This window comes from Paenibacillus gansuensis (assembly GCF_042684925.1).
In the GTDB taxonomy this organism is placed as follows: domain Bacteria; phylum Bacillota; class Bacilli; order Paenibacillales; family DY6; genus Paenibacillus_N; species Paenibacillus_N gansuensis.
In genome coordinates, this window is sequence record NZ_JBHUME010000021.1 from 1 (window position 1) to 21,440 (window position 21,440).

The 21,440-nt window shown below is 44.8% G+C and carries 21 protein-coding genes; 18 read left to right on the top strand and 3 right to left on the bottom strand.

What is annotated here, in order from left to right:
- On the top strand, window positions 1-363 hold a 363-nt coding region (locus ACFSUF_RS25055; RefSeq protein ID WP_377607807.1), incomplete at its 5' end, for a phosphotransferase.
- Window positions 364-506: 143 nt separating this feature from the next.
- Complete coding sequence (locus ACFSUF_RS25060) at window positions 507-797, top strand: hypothetical protein (protein ID WP_377607809.1); 291 nt, start codon at window positions 507-509, stop codon at window positions 795-797.
- 210 nt (window positions 798-1,007) lie between these two features.
- On the opposite strand, the gene dnaN is transcribed toward ACFSUF_RS25060, so the two are convergent.
- Window positions 1,008-2,135, bottom strand: a complete 1,128-nt coding sequence (gene dnaN, locus ACFSUF_RS25065; RefSeq protein ID WP_377607811.1) for a DNA polymerase III subunit beta — start codon at window positions 2,133-2,135, stop codon at window positions 1,008-1,010.
- Between the two features lie 24 nt (window positions 2,136-2,159).
- Complete coding sequence (locus tag ACFSUF_RS25070; protein WP_377607813.1) at window positions 2,160-2,396, bottom strand: hypothetical protein; 237 nt, start codon at window positions 2,394-2,396, stop codon at window positions 2,160-2,162.
- A 581-nt stretch (window positions 2,397-2,977) separates the two neighbouring features.
- Between ACFSUF_RS25070 and ACFSUF_RS25075 the strand changes: the two genes are divergently transcribed.
- The 12 genes from ACFSUF_RS25075 to ACFSUF_RS25130 all read left to right on the top strand — a co-directional run bounded on the left by ACFSUF_RS25075 (window position 2,978) and on the right by ACFSUF_RS25130 (window position 16,955).
- On the top strand, window positions 2,978-3,295 hold the full coding sequence (locus ACFSUF_RS25075; protein WP_377607815.1) for a hypothetical protein: 318 nt from the start codon (window positions 2,978-2,980) through the stop codon (window positions 3,293-3,295).
- A 138-nt stretch (window positions 3,296-3,433) separates the two neighbouring features.
- Entirely contained in the window at window positions 3,434-3,928 is a 495-nt protein-coding gene (locus ACFSUF_RS25080) for a hypothetical protein (RefSeq protein WP_377607817.1), read from the top strand.
- A gap of 211 nt (window positions 3,929-4,139) precedes the next feature.
- A complete protein-coding gene (locus ACFSUF_RS25085; RefSeq protein ID WP_377607819.1) occupies window positions 4,140-4,733 on the top strand; it encodes a GNAT family N-acetyltransferase in 594 nt (197 codons plus the stop codon).
- Between the two features lie 197 nt (window positions 4,734-4,930).
- The gene (locus tag ACFSUF_RS25090; RefSeq protein WP_377607821.1) at window positions 4,931-5,635 is read left to right on the top strand and encodes a CTP synthase C-terminal region-related (seleno)protein; all 705 of its coding nucleotides are present in this window, start codon (window positions 4,931-4,933) and stop codon (window positions 5,633-5,635) included.
- Window positions 5,636-5,750: 115 nt separating this feature from the next.
- A complete protein-coding gene (locus ACFSUF_RS25095) occupies window positions 5,751-6,140 on the top strand; it encodes an HIT family protein (protein WP_377607823.1) in 390 nt (129 codons plus the stop codon).
- Between the two features lie 618 nt (window positions 6,141-6,758).
- Complete coding sequence (kdpF, locus tag ACFSUF_RS25100) at window positions 6,759-6,836, top strand: K(+)-transporting ATPase subunit F (RefSeq protein ID WP_377607844.1); 78 nt, start codon at window positions 6,759-6,761, stop codon at window positions 6,834-6,836.
- A gap of 31 nt (window positions 6,837-6,867) precedes the next feature.
- Window positions 6,868-8,538 carry a potassium-transporting ATPase subunit KdpA gene (gene kdpA / locus ACFSUF_RS25105; protein WP_377607825.1) on the top strand — a complete coding sequence of 557 codons (1,671 nt, stop codon included), beginning with the start codon at window positions 6,868-6,870 and terminating at the stop codon, window positions 8,536-8,538.
- A 30-nt stretch (window positions 8,539-8,568) separates the two neighbouring features.
- A complete protein-coding gene (gene kdpB, locus ACFSUF_RS25110) occupies window positions 8,569-10,599 on the top strand; it encodes a potassium-transporting ATPase subunit KdpB (RefSeq protein WP_377607826.1) in 2,031 nt (676 codons plus the stop codon).
- Between the two features lie 21 nt (window positions 10,600-10,620).
- The gene (gene kdpC / locus ACFSUF_RS25115) at window positions 10,621-11,190 is read left to right on the top strand and encodes a potassium-transporting ATPase subunit KdpC (RefSeq protein ID WP_377607828.1); all 570 of its coding nucleotides are present in this window, start codon (window positions 10,621-10,623) and stop codon (window positions 11,188-11,190) included.
- Window positions 11,191-11,252: 62 nt separating this feature from the next.
- A complete protein-coding gene (locus tag ACFSUF_RS25120; protein WP_377607830.1) occupies window positions 11,253-13,574 on the top strand; it encodes a histidine kinase in 2,322 nt (773 codons plus the stop codon).
- Between the two features lie 45 nt (window positions 13,575-13,619).
- Window positions 13,620-16,220: a DUF4118 domain-containing protein gene (locus ACFSUF_RS25125; protein ID WP_377607832.1), complete on the top strand. Its 2,601-nt coding sequence runs from the start codon at window positions 13,620-13,622 to the stop codon at window positions 16,218-16,220.
- A gap of 33 nt (window positions 16,221-16,253) precedes the next feature.
- On the top strand, window positions 16,254-16,955 hold the full coding sequence (locus ACFSUF_RS25130) for a response regulator (RefSeq protein WP_377607846.1): 702 nt from the start codon (window positions 16,254-16,256) through the stop codon (window positions 16,953-16,955).
- 142 nt (window positions 16,956-17,097) lie between these two features.
- On the opposite strand, the gene ACFSUF_RS25135 is transcribed toward ACFSUF_RS25130, so the two are convergent.
- A complete protein-coding gene (locus ACFSUF_RS25135) occupies window positions 17,098-17,259 on the bottom strand; it encodes a hypothetical protein (RefSeq protein ID WP_377607834.1) in 162 nt (53 codons plus the stop codon).
- 429 nt (window positions 17,260-17,688) lie between these two features.
- Between ACFSUF_RS25135 and ACFSUF_RS25140 the strand changes: the two genes are divergently transcribed.
- From ACFSUF_RS25140 to ACFSUF_RS25155, 4 genes are all read left to right on the top strand, one after another.
- The gene (locus ACFSUF_RS25140; protein WP_377607836.1) at window positions 17,689-18,069 is read left to right on the top strand and encodes a hypothetical protein; all 381 of its coding nucleotides are present in this window, start codon (window positions 17,689-17,691) and stop codon (window positions 18,067-18,069) included.
- Between the two features lie 234 nt (window positions 18,070-18,303).
- The gene (locus tag ACFSUF_RS25145) at window positions 18,304-18,840 is read left to right on the top strand and encodes an SMI1/KNR4 family protein (protein ID WP_377607838.1); all 537 of its coding nucleotides are present in this window, start codon (window positions 18,304-18,306) and stop codon (window positions 18,838-18,840) included.
- A gap of 153 nt (window positions 18,841-18,993) precedes the next feature.
- Window positions 18,994-19,947: a hypothetical protein gene (locus ACFSUF_RS25150; protein WP_377607840.1), complete on the top strand. Its 954-nt coding sequence runs from the start codon at window positions 18,994-18,996 to the stop codon at window positions 19,945-19,947.
- Between the two features lie 227 nt (window positions 19,948-20,174).
- Window positions 20,175-21,305 (top strand): kanamycin nucleotidyltransferase C-terminal domain-containing protein, encoded by a 1,131-nt coding sequence (locus ACFSUF_RS25155; protein ID WP_377607842.1) that lies wholly within the window; start codon window positions 20,175-20,177, stop codon window positions 21,303-21,305.
- Window positions 21,306-21,440 lie beyond the last annotated feature (135 nt).

The following is a 21,440-nucleotide window of genomic DNA, read 5'->3' on the forward strand; positions in this document are numbered from 1 at the left end:
TTCTGGGTAACCAACCTTATCTATGCTGATGGCAACATCGCGCTCATTGATTGGGATACCAGCGGATGGGGCTATCTAGGTGAGGATCTCGCTAGTCTGATTGCGGATGAACCGGATATTGATCACATGGTTGAACATTATCAGCGATGCATCCCTGCATATTACAAAGGCTTTTCAGAATTTACGGATATATCCCCAATCGCTGACCATTGTGTGTACGAAATAATACTTCTCGTATTCGGGTACAGGCTTGTGGAGGGGTTCCTTCACACAGAGGCTGATGATAAGAAGAGGAAGCATGTCCAAATTCTCCAGAAAATCTATGAAATGAAGACTATCCCTTTAATCATTCCTTCTTGTTAAATAGCCTAAACTAACGGGACATAGATAAATAAAGGAAACTGATGAGGCTGCCACAAACACGTATGGCAGCCTCACTAAGCTATTGGGCAGGATAACCTGGAAATCGAATAGACGTACAGAAATTCTTCTGGAGGAGGAATTAAATGAATATACCTGCTCAATTGGACGGTGCAAAGGTGATAATGTTTATAGAAAATGATGCGAACCGTCCCATCACTAAAATGTTGTATGAAGAAGAAGATGGCTCATCAAATGAAGTATTAATTACAGGGTTAGCGTTGGCTAAATATGAAAATGCCAATGAATATTATCTGTTCTTATGTGATACCAATTGGGAAGTCCATCAAGATTTCGATATGGAATCAATTGATGAGGCAATTAACTGTTCTATTACAACTTTTCATCTGAACAAGAATGACTGGAAGCTCTTATAACTGGAATTTGATTGAGCTATCGGGACACGATAGCTCAATAAAGGAAACTAACGGGCAGGTTAGCTCAGCAAACCGTTTGCAGTTATGATACGGTTTCACCACGATGTATTTTAAGCACAAAGGCGGTCCGACCACAAGATACACATCAATGTATAATCAAGAACAACCACTCCATCTGGGGTGGTTATTTAATAGAACTGGCAAAAACAATCAATTATGTGTCCTCACTGGAGTAATCAAGAACAGAGTGGACATGAGCGAATCATCTGGAAGTACGACAATGGGACTAGTTTTCCCTGCATATCTTATTCGGATGCTCTCACAATCACTGTTACGAAGTATGTCGATAAAAAACTTTCCGTTTAGTGATATGATAAATTCTTCCCCCCTCATCTTTAGTAATGGAACTTCATTCTCAATATCCCCAATTTCGGCTGTTCTGGACAATAGTTTTAAAGTATCTGCAGTAGCTACTAGTCTAATAATGTTTTCACTAGCCATTACAGTTACGCATTCAACTGCTTTCAACAAACATGCTTTATCAACTAAGATTTCACACAGATAAGATTGAGGTATTACATTCTTTGTGGATGGAAAAGTCCCTTCAATAAGAGCGGACTCGACTTTCAGTCCATTTGCCATAAATTTCACTCGGTTATTGCTCACTTCAATTTCAGTCGTTTCATCTGCGTCACTTAACAGCTTTGATACTTCAGAGAGATTTTTCGCTGGAATAATAGCGTTGAAACTGTCGTTTGTATAACCTTCTATATGCAAAGTTCGGGAAGCAAGGCGGACTCCGTCAGTAGCAATTAGGTTTAGGGAGTTATTATGGCATTCGAAGGAAACCCCCGTTAATATCGGTCTGGTCTCGGACGTTGATGCCACTATCGCTACTTGTTTAACAGTCGACCTAAACAAGGCACTATTCATTTGCAGTTTACTAGGAGAAAGTCCTTCCCCATTATCAATATAGGGAAATTCTGCTGAGTCCATTCCGCATAAACGTATTTGAGAATGACCTGATATAATCGTAAGAATCAATTGCTCTTTAATTTCAAGTACAACCAACTCATCATCATGTTTACGAATAACATCGTAAAAATAACGTGATGGTATAACGATAGCCCCTGTTCTTTTTACAGTCAAAGAAGCACCGTCTTGAGGAATCATAGACTGTATCGTCATACTTGTATTACTTGCAGTAAAACTAACGCCATCTGCACCTGCTTGAATATTTATCCCTTGGAGTATAGGTATTGGACTATTCACTGCTACTGCTTTTATTACGTGGTGCACTGCATTCATGAGAGAATCTTTTGTTATCTCAACCAGCAAAGACCTCACCTACCTCGAACAAAATTATTGTGAATAGAAGGACTCAAGAATATTACGAATAACCTCCGAACGAGAAATTTTATTGTCTGTGCAATGATCTTCAATTTTATTCCACATTTCCTCTGTTAGGGTTAAAGATACTTTTTTAGTCACACCTATACTCTTTCTTCCTGAACCTTCTCGAAGACCACCTCTCGAAAAGACAAAACCTAACTGACCTTCTTTATTAGAGACACCAACTTTAATCTTATTATTTTTCAATTTGCTACACTCCACATTTTGATTTAGGTAACCTTATTCAAAGATGTTTCATACTCATCTTATCATACCCTTATATGGGTTTACAATATTTTCAAACCTATCACTGAGAGCCAACTCATAGTCGGTCGATGGAAATGCTTACACATTTTCTAAAAGTGCCAAGCTCAAAATAGATGTAAATCCCCCCATCCTATTTATTTTCGTAAGACGCCTATAGGGTCTTCTAATGTGCGTTTAGATTCTGATAGCCTTCATTGTTTGAAGTCCACACAATTCCGCTTCTATTCGACTTCGACTGTCGTGTGTCAAAAAGTATACCCTTTGAAATTGAGACATCAGTAGGTGATGGAAATGTTCAAATTGAATTACCAAGGATCTGAAAGATGAAGTCAGTTAGGCATTCTGAGAAGTTGGAGGAATTACGGTGACCGTATCACAAGCATAAGCCTATACAATCGTTGCGCTAACGGGACACGATAGTTCAATAAAGGAAACTGACGAGGCTGCCACGAATACGTATGGCAGCCTCGTTACGCTAAAGGGCAGTATAATGAAATTGAGTTTAGTAGTGGAGGGATAGTGTGGAAGCTAACTTGGAAAAGAAGCTAAAAGAAATATGTATAGACCTTTCCGTAAAGTTAAGGGGTAATGCAGGCGAGAATGGAAATGCTTTAATTGACCACGACTTGATTAAACTTCTTCATTCAACTTTGGATACCTATAAGGAATCAATTCAAAATGAGGGGATGGTTTCTAAAGAATTAGTAAGTGCCCTTCTTTATACATGTAGCAGGTTCTATATACAAAGTAATTATTCTAATAATGCTGCAGAACTCTTAGAGGAATTTGATAAATTAAATAGCAAATTACTTCACGTTTTCTGGAAATCCGACATTTAGCAAGTCATTTTCGTATCGAATTCAGCTAACTGAGAGTGTGGGTTGAATAACAACACGAAGGCAGCCGAAAAGAAATTATAGGCTGCCTTTGCTACGCTAGGGTTCTATATAGTAGGAGGACGTGATTTTGAGAGCGAGGTGATAAAGTTGGATGCTGAACATAAAGAATATGCTGAAAAATTGTTAAAACATATTTTTATCGGCAGTCAATTAGATGGTGTTAAATTCGGACTTGGACCAGCTGCTCTTTTAATACGGTTTCAACACTACTACAGAGACCATTTTCCCGACCAACTTTGGCTTAATATTGAGTCAAGATGGGGAGTATTACCGAAAAATACAGGTTATTTTCCGAATTCTGAAGACGAAATGAGTGAGCTTTCAGAAGAAGATGAGTATAAATTGATTTTTGGACTACGAAGGGAAAAGATAGTTAACGTGAAGCTCGGCAAACTTGCTCCACATCTACATATTGAGTTTGAGTCGGGAAGAACGCTGTTTGTTAATGGGCACCATCATAAATATGAGTGTTGGCAAGCTGGAAATGGTTTAGGCTCCAATGGCAATGAATGGTTTGTGGTGGCTACTCCAGGAGACGGTATTTCTTCATGGGCGCCTGAGTCATTCAGCTAACGGAGAACTATAGTTCAATTACGTCATGCGGTATCCGGCACACGATCGGCTGCCGTATTCTGTTGAAGTAACGGGCAGGATAGTTAAGTAAACACTCTGTTTTCTCTTGCTTATAAGTACAAATATTGCACTATTTTCTCCATTCAATGGGGTGTGTTGTCGGAGTTATCCTTATTAGGAAAGAGAGTTACCTGAAAGGATGACTATATAAATGAATGAATTTTTTCAAACTGATATTGTTTTAGAGAATGATATAGTTAGATTGGTTCCCTTTAATGAGTCATACGAATGTGGTTTACGGAAGATTATTTTTGATAAGGGGATAACACAGTCTACGGGAAATTACATCGTAACCAATGAAGATTTTAAGGAATACATGTCGCGAACACTCTCGAGTCGCAGGGATGGAGCGAGTTATCCTTTTATCGTCATTCATAAGACATCAGGTCAAGTTGCTGGCTCTACACGTTTTGGTAACATGGTATTTCAAAGTAAAAGACTTGAAATAGGTTGGACGTGGTACGGAGAGGTGTATAGAGGAACCGGAATAAATAAGGCTACAAAATATGAATTGTTGACTTTTGCTTTCGAGAAATTAAACTTTAATCGTGTCCAATTCAGTGTAGATACCGATAATCTGAGGTCACAGAAGGCAGTGCTTAAACTTGGAGCGAAACAGGAAGGGATATTTAGGAGCAATTATATAAACGCCAAAGGTGAGCCGAGAGACGATGTATATTTTAGTATCATTAAGTCAGAATGGCCAGGTATCAAAGCTACTGAGTTTAGTGAGTTTACTTCATGAATCTGTTCTGTACATCTCCCACTGGTAACGGACAAACGTTAATTCAATAAAGTAAGTTGAAGGCTGCCAGCGAACTATTGATTCGGCAGCCTTCATTACGTTAATGGGCAGGTTAGCGAAATTATTTCTTGATTTAGGGTGGATGCGAAACTATAATTATTTTTTTTTGCATTTTACAATAATTGGAGAGAGGATGTATGAATGTGCGCAATATCGGATTAATTGGTGATTATGATGAGGAAGTCGTAGCACATATGGCTATACCTCGAGCAATCCAATTAGCAGCAGAAGAAATGGGAATCCAAATTAATTTTGAATGGATTTCAACGCCTTCGTTGGATCGTGATTTTGAACAGAAGCTCTCCAAGTATCAAGGACTATGGGTAGTTCCAGCAAGTCCTTACCGGAGCATGCAGGGAGCCCTTAATGGTATCCGGTTTGCCCGCGAACAACAGATCCCTTTTTTAGGTACTTGCGGCGGCTTTCAGCACATGATTATTGAGTTCGCAAGGAATGTTATGGGACTAACCGACGCGGATCATGCGGAGGAAAATCCTTCCTCTTCTTTGATATTAGTCGCTCCTCTCACGTGTTCAGTTAGTGAAAAGATTCATCTTTTTAAGCTGACTCCCGGTTCAAAAGTAAGAGATATTTATGGAACCAATGAGATTGTTGAACAGTATGGGATTTGCAATTACGGTTTGAACCCTGAATTCAGCCCAATGTTAGAAAAAGCAGGCTTGAGCATAGCTGGAGTAGATCTTGAAGGCGAAGTTCGCATTATGGAACTTAATCAACATCCCTTCTTTGTTGGGACCTTATTTCAACCAGAACGTTCAGCATTGAAAAATACCATTCATCCATTGATTAAAGCCTTCCTTCGTAGCGCAATCCAATCATAACCTCATAGATTAAGCTAACGGGACACGTTAGTTGAATGAAAAAGCTGCCGGCACAATCGGTAGCTTCACATTGATGTAAAGAATTACGAATCAGGATCAGCAGATTTTCTGTGAGGTGTGGAGTTTGCTTAATTGTCCATATTGCAATATTTCCGATGATAATAGTCATGAAGTCATAATGAGCAATGAAAGTTGCACTTATACTTTACTTAAAGAACAGGAGATTAAAGGGGCTGGTATTATTGTCCCGAAAGAACATAGGGAAACTGTTTTTGACTTAACTCAAGATGAATGGAATGAAACATTTAAGTTACTACAAGAAGTTAAGTTGTATTTGGATCAGAATTACAAACCAGATGGCTACAATGTTGGATGGAATTGTGGTTATGTGGGAGGACAACATGTTTTTCATTCACATTTACATGTAATTCCTCGATATGCTGACGAATCAATGGCGGGAAAAGGGATTCGGCACTTATTTAAAAAGAATCAGAAAGTCGATTAAGCTATCGGGACACGTTAATTCAATAGAAGAGCAGCAGTCAGGACTTTATTTTCTCGTCCATAGCTGTTGCTCTTTCGTTTTTTAGGTCTGTCTAATACTTATTTTTCAGAGTGTAACGGTTTGTAAATCGAAAAACAGCGCGGATTCAATACATCCGTTCTAATACTTTATTTTCACAGAACACCCCCTCTCTTTGATCATAGATGGGTAGTGTCCCCATTAGCAGCCTAATATGTGAGTTTACGCAGGCAAGTATCGGTTTTTATAGCCTTGGGTCCTGTGCCCTTGGCTCTTTGCTGTGCATTTTTACGATATTTTTACGCACTTGAGTGTTTTATTTACGCCTTTTTTACAGTAAGCCATATTAAGATACTTGATGTGGAGCGAAGAGAGTAAAACAAGTTGTGTGAAAGTGGATACTACAGGAAGAGCTTGGGGCCATTTCTCATTGTTCCCTCTGGCTCCATATGTCCTTCTTAAACTGAATCAAAGGAAGCAGGAGGCGGTACCGATGTTGGATGTTGTTATGATTGCCATCTTACTTGTTCTGTCTGTGCTCATGGCAGGGCTTCTCGCCTGGGCCGGGCATGTAGCGCAAGAAGGAAGTGGGAAGTCATGATGTGGGTGTTAGGAGTCGTGGTAGTTGCTGTAGGCGTTTATCTAACCTACGTGCTGCTAAATCCGGAGAAATTCTAATTTTACGTGGTAGGAAGGGAGTTTGACTTCAATGTTCGCAGCTCTGTCTATTGGCATTACGCTGTTATTGGTATTATTACTTGCAAAACCTACAGGCCTTTATATGGCTCAAGTCTTCCATTATGAATCTTCCCGCTCGGATAAATGGTTCGGCTGGCTGGAAAAGCCGATTTTCGCTCTCGGAGGAATCCGCCGCGATAACCAAACATGGAAGCAATACGCGCTTTCCGTCATACTTAGCAACCTGGTTATGACTTTGCTTGTATACATCGTCTTCCGATTTCAGAATTTTCTACCACTGAATCCTAACGGAATTGGCAACATGGAGCCGACGCTTGCGTTCAATACGGCGATTAGTTTCATGACCAATACGAACTTGCAGCACTATAGCGGGGAGAGTGGATTGTCCTATTTTTCCCAGATGATTGCAATTGTATTTATGATGTTTACGGCACCGGCGACTGCGCTTGCTGTAGCCATTGCCTTCATCCGAGGCTTGGCGGGGAAACCTTTAGGTAATTTCTTTGTCGACTTGGTACGTGCGATTACAAGAATTTTTCTACCGGTTGCATTTGTTATGGCGTTTGTCTTCATCGCCCTCGGCGTTCCGCAAACCTTGGAGCCTAACACAGTGGCGCATACGATGACTGGCGAGGTTCAGCAGATTGCGCGAGGACCGGTTGGATCGTTCTTGTCGATTAAGGAGCTGGGCAACAACGGCGGCGGATTTTTCGGAGCGAACTCTACGCAACCTTTTGAGAACCCTAATGCCATCAGTAATTTGCTGCAGATGATCCTCATGCTGCTGCTCGGCACGGCGCTTCCATTTACATATGGAATAATGGTCGGAAACGCTAAGCAGGGACGTGTGCTGTTCGTATCGATGGCCATGCTATTTCTGATCATGCTAGGCATATCTTTGAGCGCAGAGCACAGTGGCAACCCTGCCTTGAATGCGATGGGAATCCAGCATGACCAGGGAAACATGGAAGGCAAAGAGGTTCGTTTCGGCGTGACTCAGTCTTCGTTGTATTCGGTCGTCACGACGGCATCCGAGACCGGGGCCGTAAATACGATGCACGATACGCTGACACCGATCGGCGGCCTGGTAACGATCTCCAACATGATGCTGAATACCGTGTTTGGCGGTGTCGGTGCCGGCTTTATTAACGTGCTGATGTATGCGATCATCGGCGTGTTCTTGTCAGGCCTGATGGTTGGCAGGACACCGGAGTTTCTCGGTAAGAAGATCGAAGGCCGTGATATGAAGCTGATTGCTGTCACGTTGCTGATTCATCCGTTTCTGATCCTGATCCCTACAGCGCTGGCTCTGTTCGCCTATCCGGAAACGATATCGAACCCGGGCTTTCACGGGCTAACTCAAGCGATGTACGAATTTACATCATCCGCGGCGAACAACGGCTCCGGCTTTGAAGGGCTTGGCGATAACACACCGTTCTGGAACATCTCCACCGGTATTGTCATGTTCATAGGACGCTACTTCTCGGTTGTTACGATGTTGGCCATCGCCGGATCGTTAGCCGCGAAAAAGCCGGTGCCGGAAACGTCAGGTACGTTCCGCACCGATAACGGCTTGTTTGCCGGCGTGTTCTTGGGAACGGTACTGATCGTAGGGGCGCTAACTTTCTTCCCAGCTCTCGTCCTTGGTCCCATTGCTGAGCAGCTGACGCTGAAGCCATAACGAAACAGGAAGATTTGGAGGATTTGAATCATGAAAACGAAAAAATCGATGATGAGCGCGGCGATCGTGCAAAATGCGGTGAAGGAATCGTTCCTGAAGCTGGACCCCCGTGTTATGATGCGCAATCCGATCATGTTTGTCGTGGAAATAGGCTTTATTATTACACTTCTGTTGATTTTGGTCCCCGATTTGTTCGGCGGTACCGTATCCAGAGGGTATAACTTGGTCGTAACCTTGGTTCTGCTCTTCACCTTGCTGTTCGCCAACTTCGCGGAAGCCCTGGCGGAAGGGCGCGGGAAGGCGCAAGCCGACACGCTGAAAAAGACGAAGCAGGACATCAAGGCCAATAAGGTGACCGGGAATAACTCGGTTAAGCAGGTATCGTCGTCTGAGCTTCGCAAAGGCGACATCGTGGTTGTCGCCCAGGGGGAAGTCATCCCCGGCGACGGCGAGGTTATCGAGGGGCTGGCTTCGGTTGATGAATCTGCGATCACAGGGGAGTCGGCGCCCGTAATTAAGGAAGCCGGCGGCGATTTCAGCTCGGTAACGGGCGGCACGAGAGTCGTCAGCGACCAGATCAAAGTGCGCATTACAAGCGATCCAGGGGAATCGTTCCTTGATCGTATGATCTCGCTGGTCGAGGGAGCAAAGCGGCAGAAAACGCCGAATGAAATTGCGCTGAACACCGTATTAACAAGCTTGACGCTTATTTTTCTCTTTGTGGTCGTCACGCTGCCGTTCTTCGGAAACTATCTGAATGTATCTCTGGAAATTCCGATTTTGATTGCTCTGCTCGTATGTCTCATTCCAACAACCATCGGTGGCTTGCTATCTGCCATTGGCATCGCGGGTATGGACCGGGTTACGCAATTTAATGTACTGGCGATGTCCGGTAAAGCTGTCGAAGCGGCCGGCGACATTAACACGGTCATTCTCGACAAGACGGGAACCATTACTTACGGTAACCGGATGGCGAGCGAGTTTATTCCGGCAGGCGGCCATCAGTTAGCCGAGGTTGCTGAGTGGGCTGCAATTTCGTCGCTGAAGGACGAGACGCCGGAAGGGCGTTCGGTGTTGGCTCTTATGAAGAAACAAAGCCTGACCTACAATGAGGGGTTAGGCGACAATGCGGAATTTATCGAATTCAAAGCGGAAACGCGGATGAGCGGCATGGACTTGAAGGATGGTCGTTATGTCCGCAAGGGTGCGGTCGATGCGGTGAAGAAGTGGGTTCAGTCCCAAGGCGGAACAATCCCAAGCGACTTGGATGAGGGCAGCACCCGCATTGCTAAGGCAGGGGGCACACCGCTTGCTGTAGCGGTTGACAACGAGATTTACGGATTAATCTACTTGAAGGATACGGTAAAGCCGGGGATGAAGGAGCGCTTCGAGCAGATGCGTCAGATGGGCATCAAGACCATCATGTGTACGGGCGATAATCCGCTGACAGCTGCGACTATTGCCTTGGAAGCCGGTGTTGATGACTTTATTGCAGAAAGCAAGCCGGAGGATAAAATCGCAGTCATTCGCCGTGAACAGGCTGAAGGAAAGCTTGTCGCGATGACGGGTGACGGCACGAACGATGCGCCGGCACTGGCACAGGCCGATGTTGGTATCGCGATGAATAGCGGTACGGTTGCCGCGAAGGAAGCGGCCAACATGGTTGACCTGGATTCCGATCCATCCAAGATCATTGAAGTTGTCGCGATCGGCAAGCAGCTGTTAATGACGCGCGGTGCGTTGACAACATTCAGTATCGCCAATGACATTGCCAAGTATTTCGCCATTATTCCCGCAATGTTTATGGTAGCCATCCCCCAGATGGATACTCTCAACATTATGCGGCTTGGGTCGCCGAGCTCGGCTATCCTTTCGGCTTTGATTTTTAACGCGATCATCATTCCGCTCTTAATTCCGCTCGCGATGAAGGGCGTTGGGTACAAGCCGATGAGCTCCCCGCAGCTGCTGAAACGGAATTTGTTCATTTACGGTTTGGGCGGCGTTCTGGTGCCTTTCTTGGGCATTAAGCTGATTGACCTGGTTGTTCATCTTTGGGTATAAGGAAGAAAGGATGGATGTTTCGTGAAAGCTATATTTAGCAGTCTACGCTTGAGCCTCGTACTTATGTTGCTTTGCGGGCTCTTTTACAATTTAGCGATTACAGGCATTGCTCAAGTGGTTATGCCGAAGAAAGCGGAAGGCAGCCTAATCTATGATGACAAGCAGAACGTTGTCGGGTCAGAGCTGATAGGTCAAAACTTTACAGATCCGAAATTTTTCCAAGGGCGCGTGTCTTCTATTGATTACAAGGCTGAGGGATCCGGCAGCAGCAACTATGCTCCATCCAATGCGGATATGTTGAAGCGGACGCAGGAATCCATTGAAGCTTGGAAGAAGGATAATCCCGACACTCGAATCAACTTGCTGCCTATCGATCTGATTACGAACTCGGGTTCGGGTCTTGATCCGCATATCAGCCCGGAAGCGGCGGAGGCGCAAATTCCAAGAATCAGCAAGCTGAGCGGAATCTCATTGGAGCAATTGAGACAGCTTGTGAACAAGCATACGTCGGGGAGGGAGCTAGGCTTCCTCGGTGAGCGAACTGTGAATGTACTGATGCTCAATTTAGATCTGGCCAAGCAGATTAAATAAATCATAAGCCCTCCTCAGAACTAGGTTCTGGGGAGGGTACTTGCTGTTATGGGGGGGCCAACATGGAAGGGTTTCGCAGAAAGACGCCAGAGGAAATCTTACTATCCATCTCCGAGCTGCATCGCGGCAGATTGAAGGTCTATATCGGTCCTTTCAGCGGCTCGGGAAAAACCTATCATATGCTGCGCGAGGGTAACGGTCTGAAGCAGCGCGGTATTGACGTAGTCATTTGTGCTGTGTCAACGATGCAGCGCAGGGAAACGGTCGAGCAAATTGGATGCTTGGAGAGCGTGCCCAGTATTCACTGGACAAAAGAGGGCAAGGAAAAGAAGGACTTGAATCTGGAAGCTCTCATCGAACGCAATCCCGAGGTCGTTCTAGTTGATGGACTCGCTCATCGAAATCGTCCCGATTCGCAATTTCGAACCCGTCTGGAAGATATTCAACACTTGCTAAGTCACGGTATCAGCGTCATTACGACAGTGAATGTGTACGAGCTTGAAGGATACACCGAGCTTGCGCAAAAGCTGACTGGGATTATGGTGGCAGAGACCGTTCCGGCAGATACGCTCGATTTAGCGGATGAGATCAGACTTATTGACGTGACGCCAGAGACAATCCTGGCCCGATTGTCAGAAGGAAGTCTTGGGGAGCAGCAGCAAGCTCGCATATTCAAACGGGGAAATCTCGGCAAACTGCGGGAGCTTGCGCTTCGTCTCGTTGCCGAGGATGTCAACGAGACGTTAGAGAAGCACCGGGAAGAACTGGGCTTGCATGGTCCTTCCGGGGCATCGGAGCGTATTTTGGTGTCCACGCAATACCATTGGAACGGTTTGATCTATATGCGCCGCGGCCAACAAATTGCCAAAAGGCTTAACGGAGAAATGTTGGTTGTAACGTTCGTCGATAAGAAAAAAACGCTCTCCAAAGAACAGAGCGCCTTCAGGCGTTCCTTGCGAAAGCTGGCGGAAAAGCTAGACGTTTCGATCGAGGAGCTGCCCTTACTTACCAGAAGGGCTATTCCCCGTCAGCTTGTGGAGTATGCGATGGCTAATCATATTACGAGAATTGTGCTGGGTCACTCCAAGCAGACTGCATGGCAGGAATGGAAAAGTGGCTCGATTGTAAATAAATTGCTTAAAAAAATCCAATATGTCGATCTTTTCTTTATAGCCGATTCCGCAGAGCAGCGTGGGGAGAGGATTTTGCCGACCCGAATAACGTCAAGCCCCGCTGTGGATCCGTATCGGCGCTTGAGCGGTGTCGAAGTGGAGAAGGAGATTCATCGGATCAAGCGAGGATCGTTTAAGGTATACATTGGCTCAGCGCCCGGTGTGGGTAAAACTTATACGATGCTCCGCGAAGGAAATGTCCTTTTGAAGAAGGGAATTGACGTGGTCATTGGATTGCTGGAGACGCATGGGCGCAAGGAAACGATAGAACAAGTAGGAGCGCTCTCCACCATACCCAGAAAGATCATTGATTACAAAGGAACAAAGCTGGAGGAGATGGACCTTCAAGAGATCATCCGTCGCAATCCCGAGGTAGTGCTTATTGACGAGCTGGCACACACCAACGTGCCCGGTAGCCTCAACAGGAAGCGTTTTGAGGATGTGCGGGAAGTTTTGGATGCGGGCATATCGGTCATATCGACGGTCAACGTTCAGCATCTGGAGAGCTTGAATGATGCGATTGAGCAAATTACGGGCGTCCGGGTCCGTGAAACGGTTCCGGATCATATTCTTCGGCAAGCCGATGAAGTGCAGCTCATCGATGTGGCGCCTAATGCCCTGCAGCAGCGCATGAGGGAAGGCAAGGTCTATGCAATGAACAAGGTGGATCAGGCATTGAACAATTTTTTTACCACTGGCAATTTAATTGCCCTTCGAGAGCTGGCGCTGCGGGAAATTGCGGACGATGTCGATGAGCGGCTGGAAGCGTTGGAACGGCGGGGCTCCCTTCGAGGACCGTGGCGGAGGCAGGAGGTTATTTTCGTATGCGTTAAGCTAGGTCCTGAAGCCGAAAGGCTTATTCGCCGTGGGGTTCGCATTGCGTTCCGGCTAAAAGCCAATTGGTTTGTCCATTATGTTTCGGAGAATTCTCCGCTTACGGAAGAGGAACAAAGGCGCTCGAAAGATCTCGAGGAGCTGGTTTCTCGATTCGGAGGCAAGTTCGAGATACAATATGCCGTAAAAAAGAAGCAGGTCGCCAAAATGCTGATAGAGAAAGCCAATAGCTATAAGAGCACCCAGATGATTGTAGGCAAATCCAAACGGAGTATGTGGCGAAGATGGTTACAAGGAGATATCATCAAAACCATCCTAAAGCACGGCCGGCATATGGATGTGCTCGTCGTATCGGCAAAGGATAAAGCAGGTCAATAGTTTGGAAATTCCATGTTATGATAGTGCTGTAAGGATGTGAGGAAGATGGAACTGCAGTTTGGCAGACGAGGAACCTTAACGGTATTCCTGGGGGCAGCCCCCGCCGTTGGCAAGACTTACGCCATGCTTGAGGCAGGAGTTCGCCAGCGTCAGCTGGGCGTGGATGTTCGAATTGGATGGCTTGAGTCGGCGTATCCGGAGACATTGCAGCTTGCTGAGCAATCTGGGTTGCCCCTGATCAACTGTAAGGCTGGAGCTATTGATATAGAGAGAGTTAGTAAGAGCGGGGCGCAGCTCGTTCTTATTGATAAACTGGAGGGCATGAATACAGCGGGTGCGGTAAGGCCAAAGCGGTATATCAATGTAGAAAATCTCCTTTCAAATGGCATCGATGTGTATACAACGCTGAATGTCGGTCACGTGGAAAGCTTGTTGGATATTGCCGAGCAGGTCATGGGCAGCAAGGTAAGCGACACGGTTCCGGATACCTTCCTTGAAGGCGCGGACCGCATTCAACTGGTGGATGCTGCAACCGATGAAATCATAGCACGCATTAGCCGAGCCTATGAGATGGATGAGGACAAGGAGACGATGCGCAAACGCTATCGGGCAGGTACGGTGAGCGCTTTGCGTGAAATGGCTTTTCGCTATGCCGCCCAACGAGTCGACAGTCAATTGCAGCAGTATATGAAGGCTCGAGATATTATAGTACCTTGGCCGGTTTCGGAAAAAGTAATGGTTTGCATAAGCCCCAGCCCGTTTTCCAAACAGTTAATTCGGATGGGCCGCCAGATGGCGGCTGGATTGAAGGCCGAATGGCTTGCCGTGAACGTCCAGGCATCGCGGAACGGCTCTCAAGAAGAGCGCAGCCAGCTGGAACAAAACTTGCAGCTAGCCAAAGAGCTGGGGGCTGAAGTTTTATCCGTTACTGGAGAGCGTGTCGCGGAAGAGCTTTTGGCTATAGCCAGAAGCCATAATGTGAAGCAAATTATTATCGGCAAGCATCCCCGCAAATCGATAAGAGATTGGTTTCGGAGTTCTATTGTGGAACAGGTACTGCGCCGCAGCCACGGAATGAGCGTTCATGTGATAGCAGGGAGCATGGAATCGGATGCCGGCGGCTCAGCTTCGGCTCCTCTGAGGAACCTTGTCCATGTCCCTAGGCAGCCCTATCTTAAGGTTACGCTATTTATCGCTTGTTTAACTGCTCTCTTAAAACCGTTTGGATTGGCTTTTGACCTGGTCAATATTGCTCTCTTGTACTTATTGCCTGTACTGCTGAGTGCGGTGTACGGAGGCAGAGGCCCTTCCATCTATGCCGCGTGCCTAGGTGTACTGGCCTTTGACTTTTTCTTTGTTCCGCCCTACATCAGCTTCACGGTTTCGGACCTCAGGTACCTCATTTCGTTTGCGGTGTACTTGGCGGTAGCCGCGCTGACAGGCAGCTTGGCCGCACGGCTGAACCAGCAGCTGCAGGTTGCTAAACAAAGGGAAGCTCATACTTCCTCTCTGTTTGCGTTAAGCCGTCAGATGAATACGATAACCGATTTCCACTCCCTGCTCACTAACGTGTCACGGCAAATATCGGAGACGATGGATACGGAGGCAGTCATTTACTTGCCTGATGAACGAGGGGATTTGAGCAGTAAGAACTATTCCTTCATGTCCTCCGGTTGGGGACAGGGGGAGCCAGAGCGGGTGATTGCTCGTTGGGTGTTTCAACATGGAGAGAAAGCCGGTAGAGGAGCGGCTACATTGCGGGAGTCTTCCGGGCTCTATATTCCGCTCCGAACGGAAGACCGAATATATGGAGTGCTTGCTGTGAACCTGGAACACACCCCGGTTACACAAGAGCAGTTGCGGCTTCTTGATGCATTCGGAGGACTCGCAGCCAGCGCCATCGCACGAGTAAAGCTGAGTGAAGAGGCTAGGGTCGCGCATCTGACTGTGGAGTCCGAGCGGCTGCGTACAGCTATTCTTGATTCGGTCTCCCATGAGTTGAAGACCCCATTGGCTACCATCATCGGTTCCTCCACCGCACTGATGGAAGGAGAAAATCTCTACTCTCCCGATGATCGTGCGGAGCTCCTTTCTACGATTAGATACGGCGCTCTCCGGATGAATCGGCTCGTTACGAATCTGCTCGGCATGGTACAGTTGGAAAGTGGAATGCTGCGGCTTCGCAGGAACTGGTGCGATGTCGAAGACATGATTGGCGTTACCCTTACGCAGATTAAGGATTACCAACAGCACAGAAGTATCCGGGTAGAGCTTCAGGACCAACTTCCTCCCCTATTTGGGGATGAGGTGCTGTTGGAACAGGTGCTGGTCAATATCGTCAGTAATGCGATTAAATATTCTCCCGATTACAGTGAGATTATTATTCATGCATATGAACAGGGGAGTTGGATTACGATATCTGTGATGGATAATGGCATGGGGATATCGGAAGATGATCTGGAACGTATTTTCAACAAATTTTACAGGGCTCCATCAACCAAGCATGTGCCAGGAACGGGTCTTGGGCTGGCTATTTGCAAAGGCATTGTCGAGCTTCACGGGGGAACGATCTCGGCACAGCCTAACGTAGGACAAGGGCTGGTTATCACCGTTTCCCTGCCGAAAGAGAGTCAGTATGCCGTTTGATAGAAGATATAGGCAAAGAGAGGTGAATGAATGATGACTGATGCAGAAACTAGTGCCCGCATTCTTATCATTGACGATGAGCCCCAAATACGCAAACTACTGAAAGTGACCTTAAAAGCTCATGCCTATGTCATTCACGAGTCTGATACAGGAGAGGATGGCGTCATGCAGGCTTCGGTCTGGCATCCCCACCTCATCGTTCTGGATCTGGGTCTGCCCGACCTGTCTGGCATGGAGGTGCTGAAGAGAATACGCGAATGGTCGAGCATTCCCGTTATCGTACTTACCGCCAAGGACAGGGATGAAGACAAGATCTTAGCCTTGGACAGCGGGGCTGACGATTATGTCACTAAACCATTCAGCATGGGAGAGCTGACAGCTCGAATCCGCGTGGCGCTGCGCCATGCTTTGAAATCGGTCAATGAGCCGGTGCTGCAATTCGACGATTTAACGATAGATTTGGCCCAGCGCCACGTTGAATTAAAGGGCGAACGCCTTAAGCTGACACCGACGGAATATGAACTGCTGAAGGTACTGGCATCAAGTGCAGGAAAAGTAGTGACGCAAAAGCAGCTTCTTCAGCAAGTGTGGGGAGGCCATCATCATGAGTCGGACAGCCATTATTTACGGATTTATATCGGCCATTTGCGAAAGAAGCTGGAGGAGGTCCCGACTCAGCCGCGCTTTATCGTCACAGAGCCTGGGATAGGTTATAGATTTCTGGCCAGGGAATAGGTGAAAATGAAAGGGAACGTTTATTTAATAATTCAGCGGATTTTATCCAGACTACCTAAGTTAGCCCCCTGGGTACCAAGGGATACAATAAGCCCAGTTATCAGTGAAGCCAAACACAACAGTACAATGACAAACCGGGCGATCAAATCCATCCCGAGATAGGCGGCACGAACCATAAGAGCTTCTTGACGGGTTTACCTGCGACGGCAAGAGCCAGAAAGACAGCGACTGCGCCGAGCCATCCGACCGACGAAGTGATATGTACGGTAAGCGCAAACTTTTGATGACGGGGGCTTAGGAACATAGATGCTGCCCTTCGATTTGTAAGGAAGTTTGTTCATGCTATGTGGACGGTGTCAAATATGAACTGAAAACGACAGACACCTTATCTCTTAGACAGTAGGCGTAACGGCAGCCCCAGTTCGGGATTTTCACCCTAAAGAAGACACCCAGTAAATTAAAGACCACCATTATATGGTGGTCATTAATTTACTCATGATTATATATTTTCGGCTAATCCATACGATGAACTTCTCATTCTCGGTAGAAAAGTTGGTGTAATTGATTGAGCTAACGGGGAACGATAGTTAAATAAAGGAAACTGACGAGGCTGCCACGAATTTGTAGGCAGCCTCGTTAAGCTAAAGGGCAGGTTAACGTAACAACCATGCATGTCAGTGCGTCAAATATTATGGGCATAACACTCAGGAAGTCCATTGGAGTTGGAGCAATATTGGGAAAAAAAACTATTTGGTTTGCATGTACATCGATATTACTGATTATTGTAGTTGCTTATATCGTAATATCAACCACACACATAAATGAACAGTTCTATTTGAAACGGGCATGGGATGAAGCGGACCAAAGTAACCATATTTTGAATTGGCAAGAAGGTGAAGTATCCGTCATCGCTCTACATGACAAGCGCATAAAGCAATTGTTTATTCCTAAACCAACTGCAAATGCGAATTTTAGTCGTAGGTTATTATGGATTAACGGGAATAAAGTTGTTCGGGTTTTATTTCATACGGATAACGAAGGTTTACTTGGACCTATAACAGTCTATTTTAATCCCATCACAAAGCAGGTTGTTGGTTATGATGTAAAATTCTGAAACCGCCTAGTTCAACTAACGGGACACGATACTTCACTAAAGGAAACTGACGAGGCTGCCACAAATATGTATGGCAGCCTCGTTAAGCTAAAGGGCAGGATACTTCCAATATGCAGTAGAATAAGGTTAGATGGATGGCATTCAAATCAACATACACTAGGAGTGAATGGATTGACTGATAGTTTAGTTGAACTCACTGTTGATGCATTTAAATAGAGGTTAAGCGAAGATAACATGTTACTCGTACAGCGTGAATGGGGATATACTGAACATGTAGTCAATTATTTTTTTTCGCCTGCAGATATTGAAAAAATAGAGAATTTTCAAGTCGAACATGGAATTAAATTCCCTAATGACTTTAAGCTGTTTCTTATGCTGCATAACGGAGTTCAGCTATTCTGTCACCCTAAATATGGAGACGGATTTGATATTTTTGGACTAAATGAGATATATCAGCACTATATCCAGTACAACTATAAGGAATTAATACCTGAAGGTTGGTTTCCAATTGGAAGTGAAAACGGAGATATGCTCTTTATTAATTCAAATGTATATTCAAATAACCAAACAGAAAACAACTACTTAATGTGGAGTAGCAAATTGTTTGTTGATAGTGCTAAGGAGATTGGCTTGAATTTTGAAAGATGGCTCGAAAGGTTTCTAATGTACAATGGGGATTTATTCTGGGTCTATGATGCAAACGAGAAACCATATCATTACTATGGAAGATTAAAACAGCATGTCTCCAATATTGAAAAATATCATAAATAAATACATGTAGATATTGAACTAACTGGGAACGATAGTGAAATAACCAGGGAGCAGATGGCCGCGCAGCTGCCCCCTGGATTTCATTGAAGTAACAGGCAGAATCCTTTCATATAACTCGAAGATTAAGTGTAAAGGGATTTTATGGAGGACAATATGTTGAACCGATCAATATTGAGAGATGGATTAAGAGTCATTGCTTCATGCAAACGAGAAACAGGCGACATTTGGCAAGCTCATTATGGTGCTGCCGCTATCGGTAGTTACTTTTTTGTCACATCTAATAATTTAAGACATGATATCGCTGAACTTATAGCTTTGCAAGCTAGAGTGATGTTGAATAAGGTTCTTCGGTTGACAAGAAGCACTCAACACCATACCTATTGTGACATACATACAGCTAAAGCCACCATTCTCGATGCACTTGATAAAACGATCGATGAGTTGCACTGGGTCGGTCATAATGTAATTTACAGTTCAGCAAGTTTATTAGCTGTTAATGAATTAAATGATTGTGGAAGTGTTGAGGAAGTTGCAGGAATAACCGAACTCATTCTTTCGTTTAAGAAGACGATTCCAGGACGTTCATGGATTGGTTTTTCTGCTTCCGAGGTGAAAAGGTTGCGGATCCTAGATGAAGACGGCTTTCCGACGATATCGAATCCTAAAGAGCTATCGTTGCTTGTACTGGAAGAACTGACCAAGTTCCCAATTATATATCGCGGGGAATCACACCATGATTTAATTGGACACATGCTGACTTTCTCACATGCGTTAAACATCTTGTTTGATCTTGGGTATGTTTCCTTTTTCAAAAGAGGGTTATTCCCAATAATGCAGTTGATTAAAGTTCTACGGTATAGTTGTAACGTTACTCCTGGAGATTCAATCAAATTGGTGTCGCCTGTCGATCATTTGCCCCTGCAACCGACGGTGCGAGTAAACTCACTACCTACTGAAATTCAGTTTTGGGAAAAGAACTATAGCGAACAAGATTGGGATTTTGGTCATGTCTTTAAATTTTCTCATAGTTTTTACGACCATTTGCGCCGCGTTGAACTTAAGAAGGATTCGTACAGCGAAAACTTTCGGTACATCATTTCTCAATAAACATTATGAACGGCAAGCATGGAGTTAACAGGTAAGATTTACGCTAACGGGACACGATAGCGCAATAACACAGTGAGGGTGAAGGCTGCAGATCCGATTGATCTGCAGCCTTTATTCAATTAATGGGCAGTAGAGCGGAAAATAAATAGTTATATCCAAAACTTACCTCAGACTCCTTTGAAATCATGTTATATTACAAATATAGCTATGTACGGGGGGATCGAGGGATGAACGTATTTGATGTTGCCGATATACTTGTTAATCATATTAAGGCAAATTATTCTGAAGACATCGCAATCATTGCTTATTACGGTTCATATGCGCAAGGAACTGCTTCTAAGCGTTCCGACTTAGATTTCTTTTTTATTCCAGCAACGTCAAAGGGTTTTCAGGCAAGTATTCAATTTATAATCAGAGATATAAGCTTTGATTTTTGGCCAATTAGTTGGGAACGAGCAGAAAGAATGGCATTGTTGCAAGAATCCCATACCACGATTATTGCCGATTGTAAGTTGTTGTATGTCCGTTCAGCAGAAGATAGCGAACGATTCATGAAACTACGCGAAACAATTACCGTTCAGCAGGAATTAGAGAATAGGCGAAAATTCGTGGAAAAATCAGAATCAGAATTACGCGATGTCTATGTGCACTTATATAAGTTAAGCCGTGTGAGCGATTCGTTAAATCTCAAATTTTGCCGAATAGAAAGCCACGCGGTTTTGACCAAAGTGTTGCATAGTCTTGCTTTATTAAATCAAACTTATTACACCAAAGGCTTCGGTAAAAATAAGGATCAAATTTTACATCTTCCAGTAAGACCCGAACAATTGGAATCCTATATGAACACCATAATGCAAAGTTGCATAGCCACGGATATCTTTCAAGCATGTGAACAACTGACATCCGATACACTTGAATTGATATTAGCTCAAAAAGAACAGCTATCTAACGCTCCTTCTTACCCGAGTAGAACAAAGGGGTTTTATGAGGAAGAAAAAGGGATCTTAGACAAAATAGCAACGGCTTGTGAAATGAATGACTATGATACTGCTTATTTTTATGCAGTAAACGCCCAAGAAGAAATCGCACGTTTTTTATATTTCGCCGAAAAAGGATATTGGCCTAGTGAATTGACGATAAATACATCATATCACTCGGTATATGAGCAGGCGGGGCTGCCAGCACTTGTGTCACTCTTAGATCCAAAAAATTTATCCCAGCTACAAGCGGGAGTGGAGCTATTGAGCTCTCTATTAGAGAACCATCTCAAACTTAACGGAGTCGAAATTAATCGGTTTCAAGACATAGAACAATTTCAAGTGTTTCTTAGAGAGAAGACGGCAAGTTCTTTGAGCTAACGGGGAACGATAGCTCAGTAAAGGAAACTAACGAGGCTGCCACGAATATGTAGGCAGCCTCGTTAAGCTAAAGGGCAGTTTACTGGAAATGAAAGTATTTACGTTTATGAAATTACCATTACTATATCTTTGTAC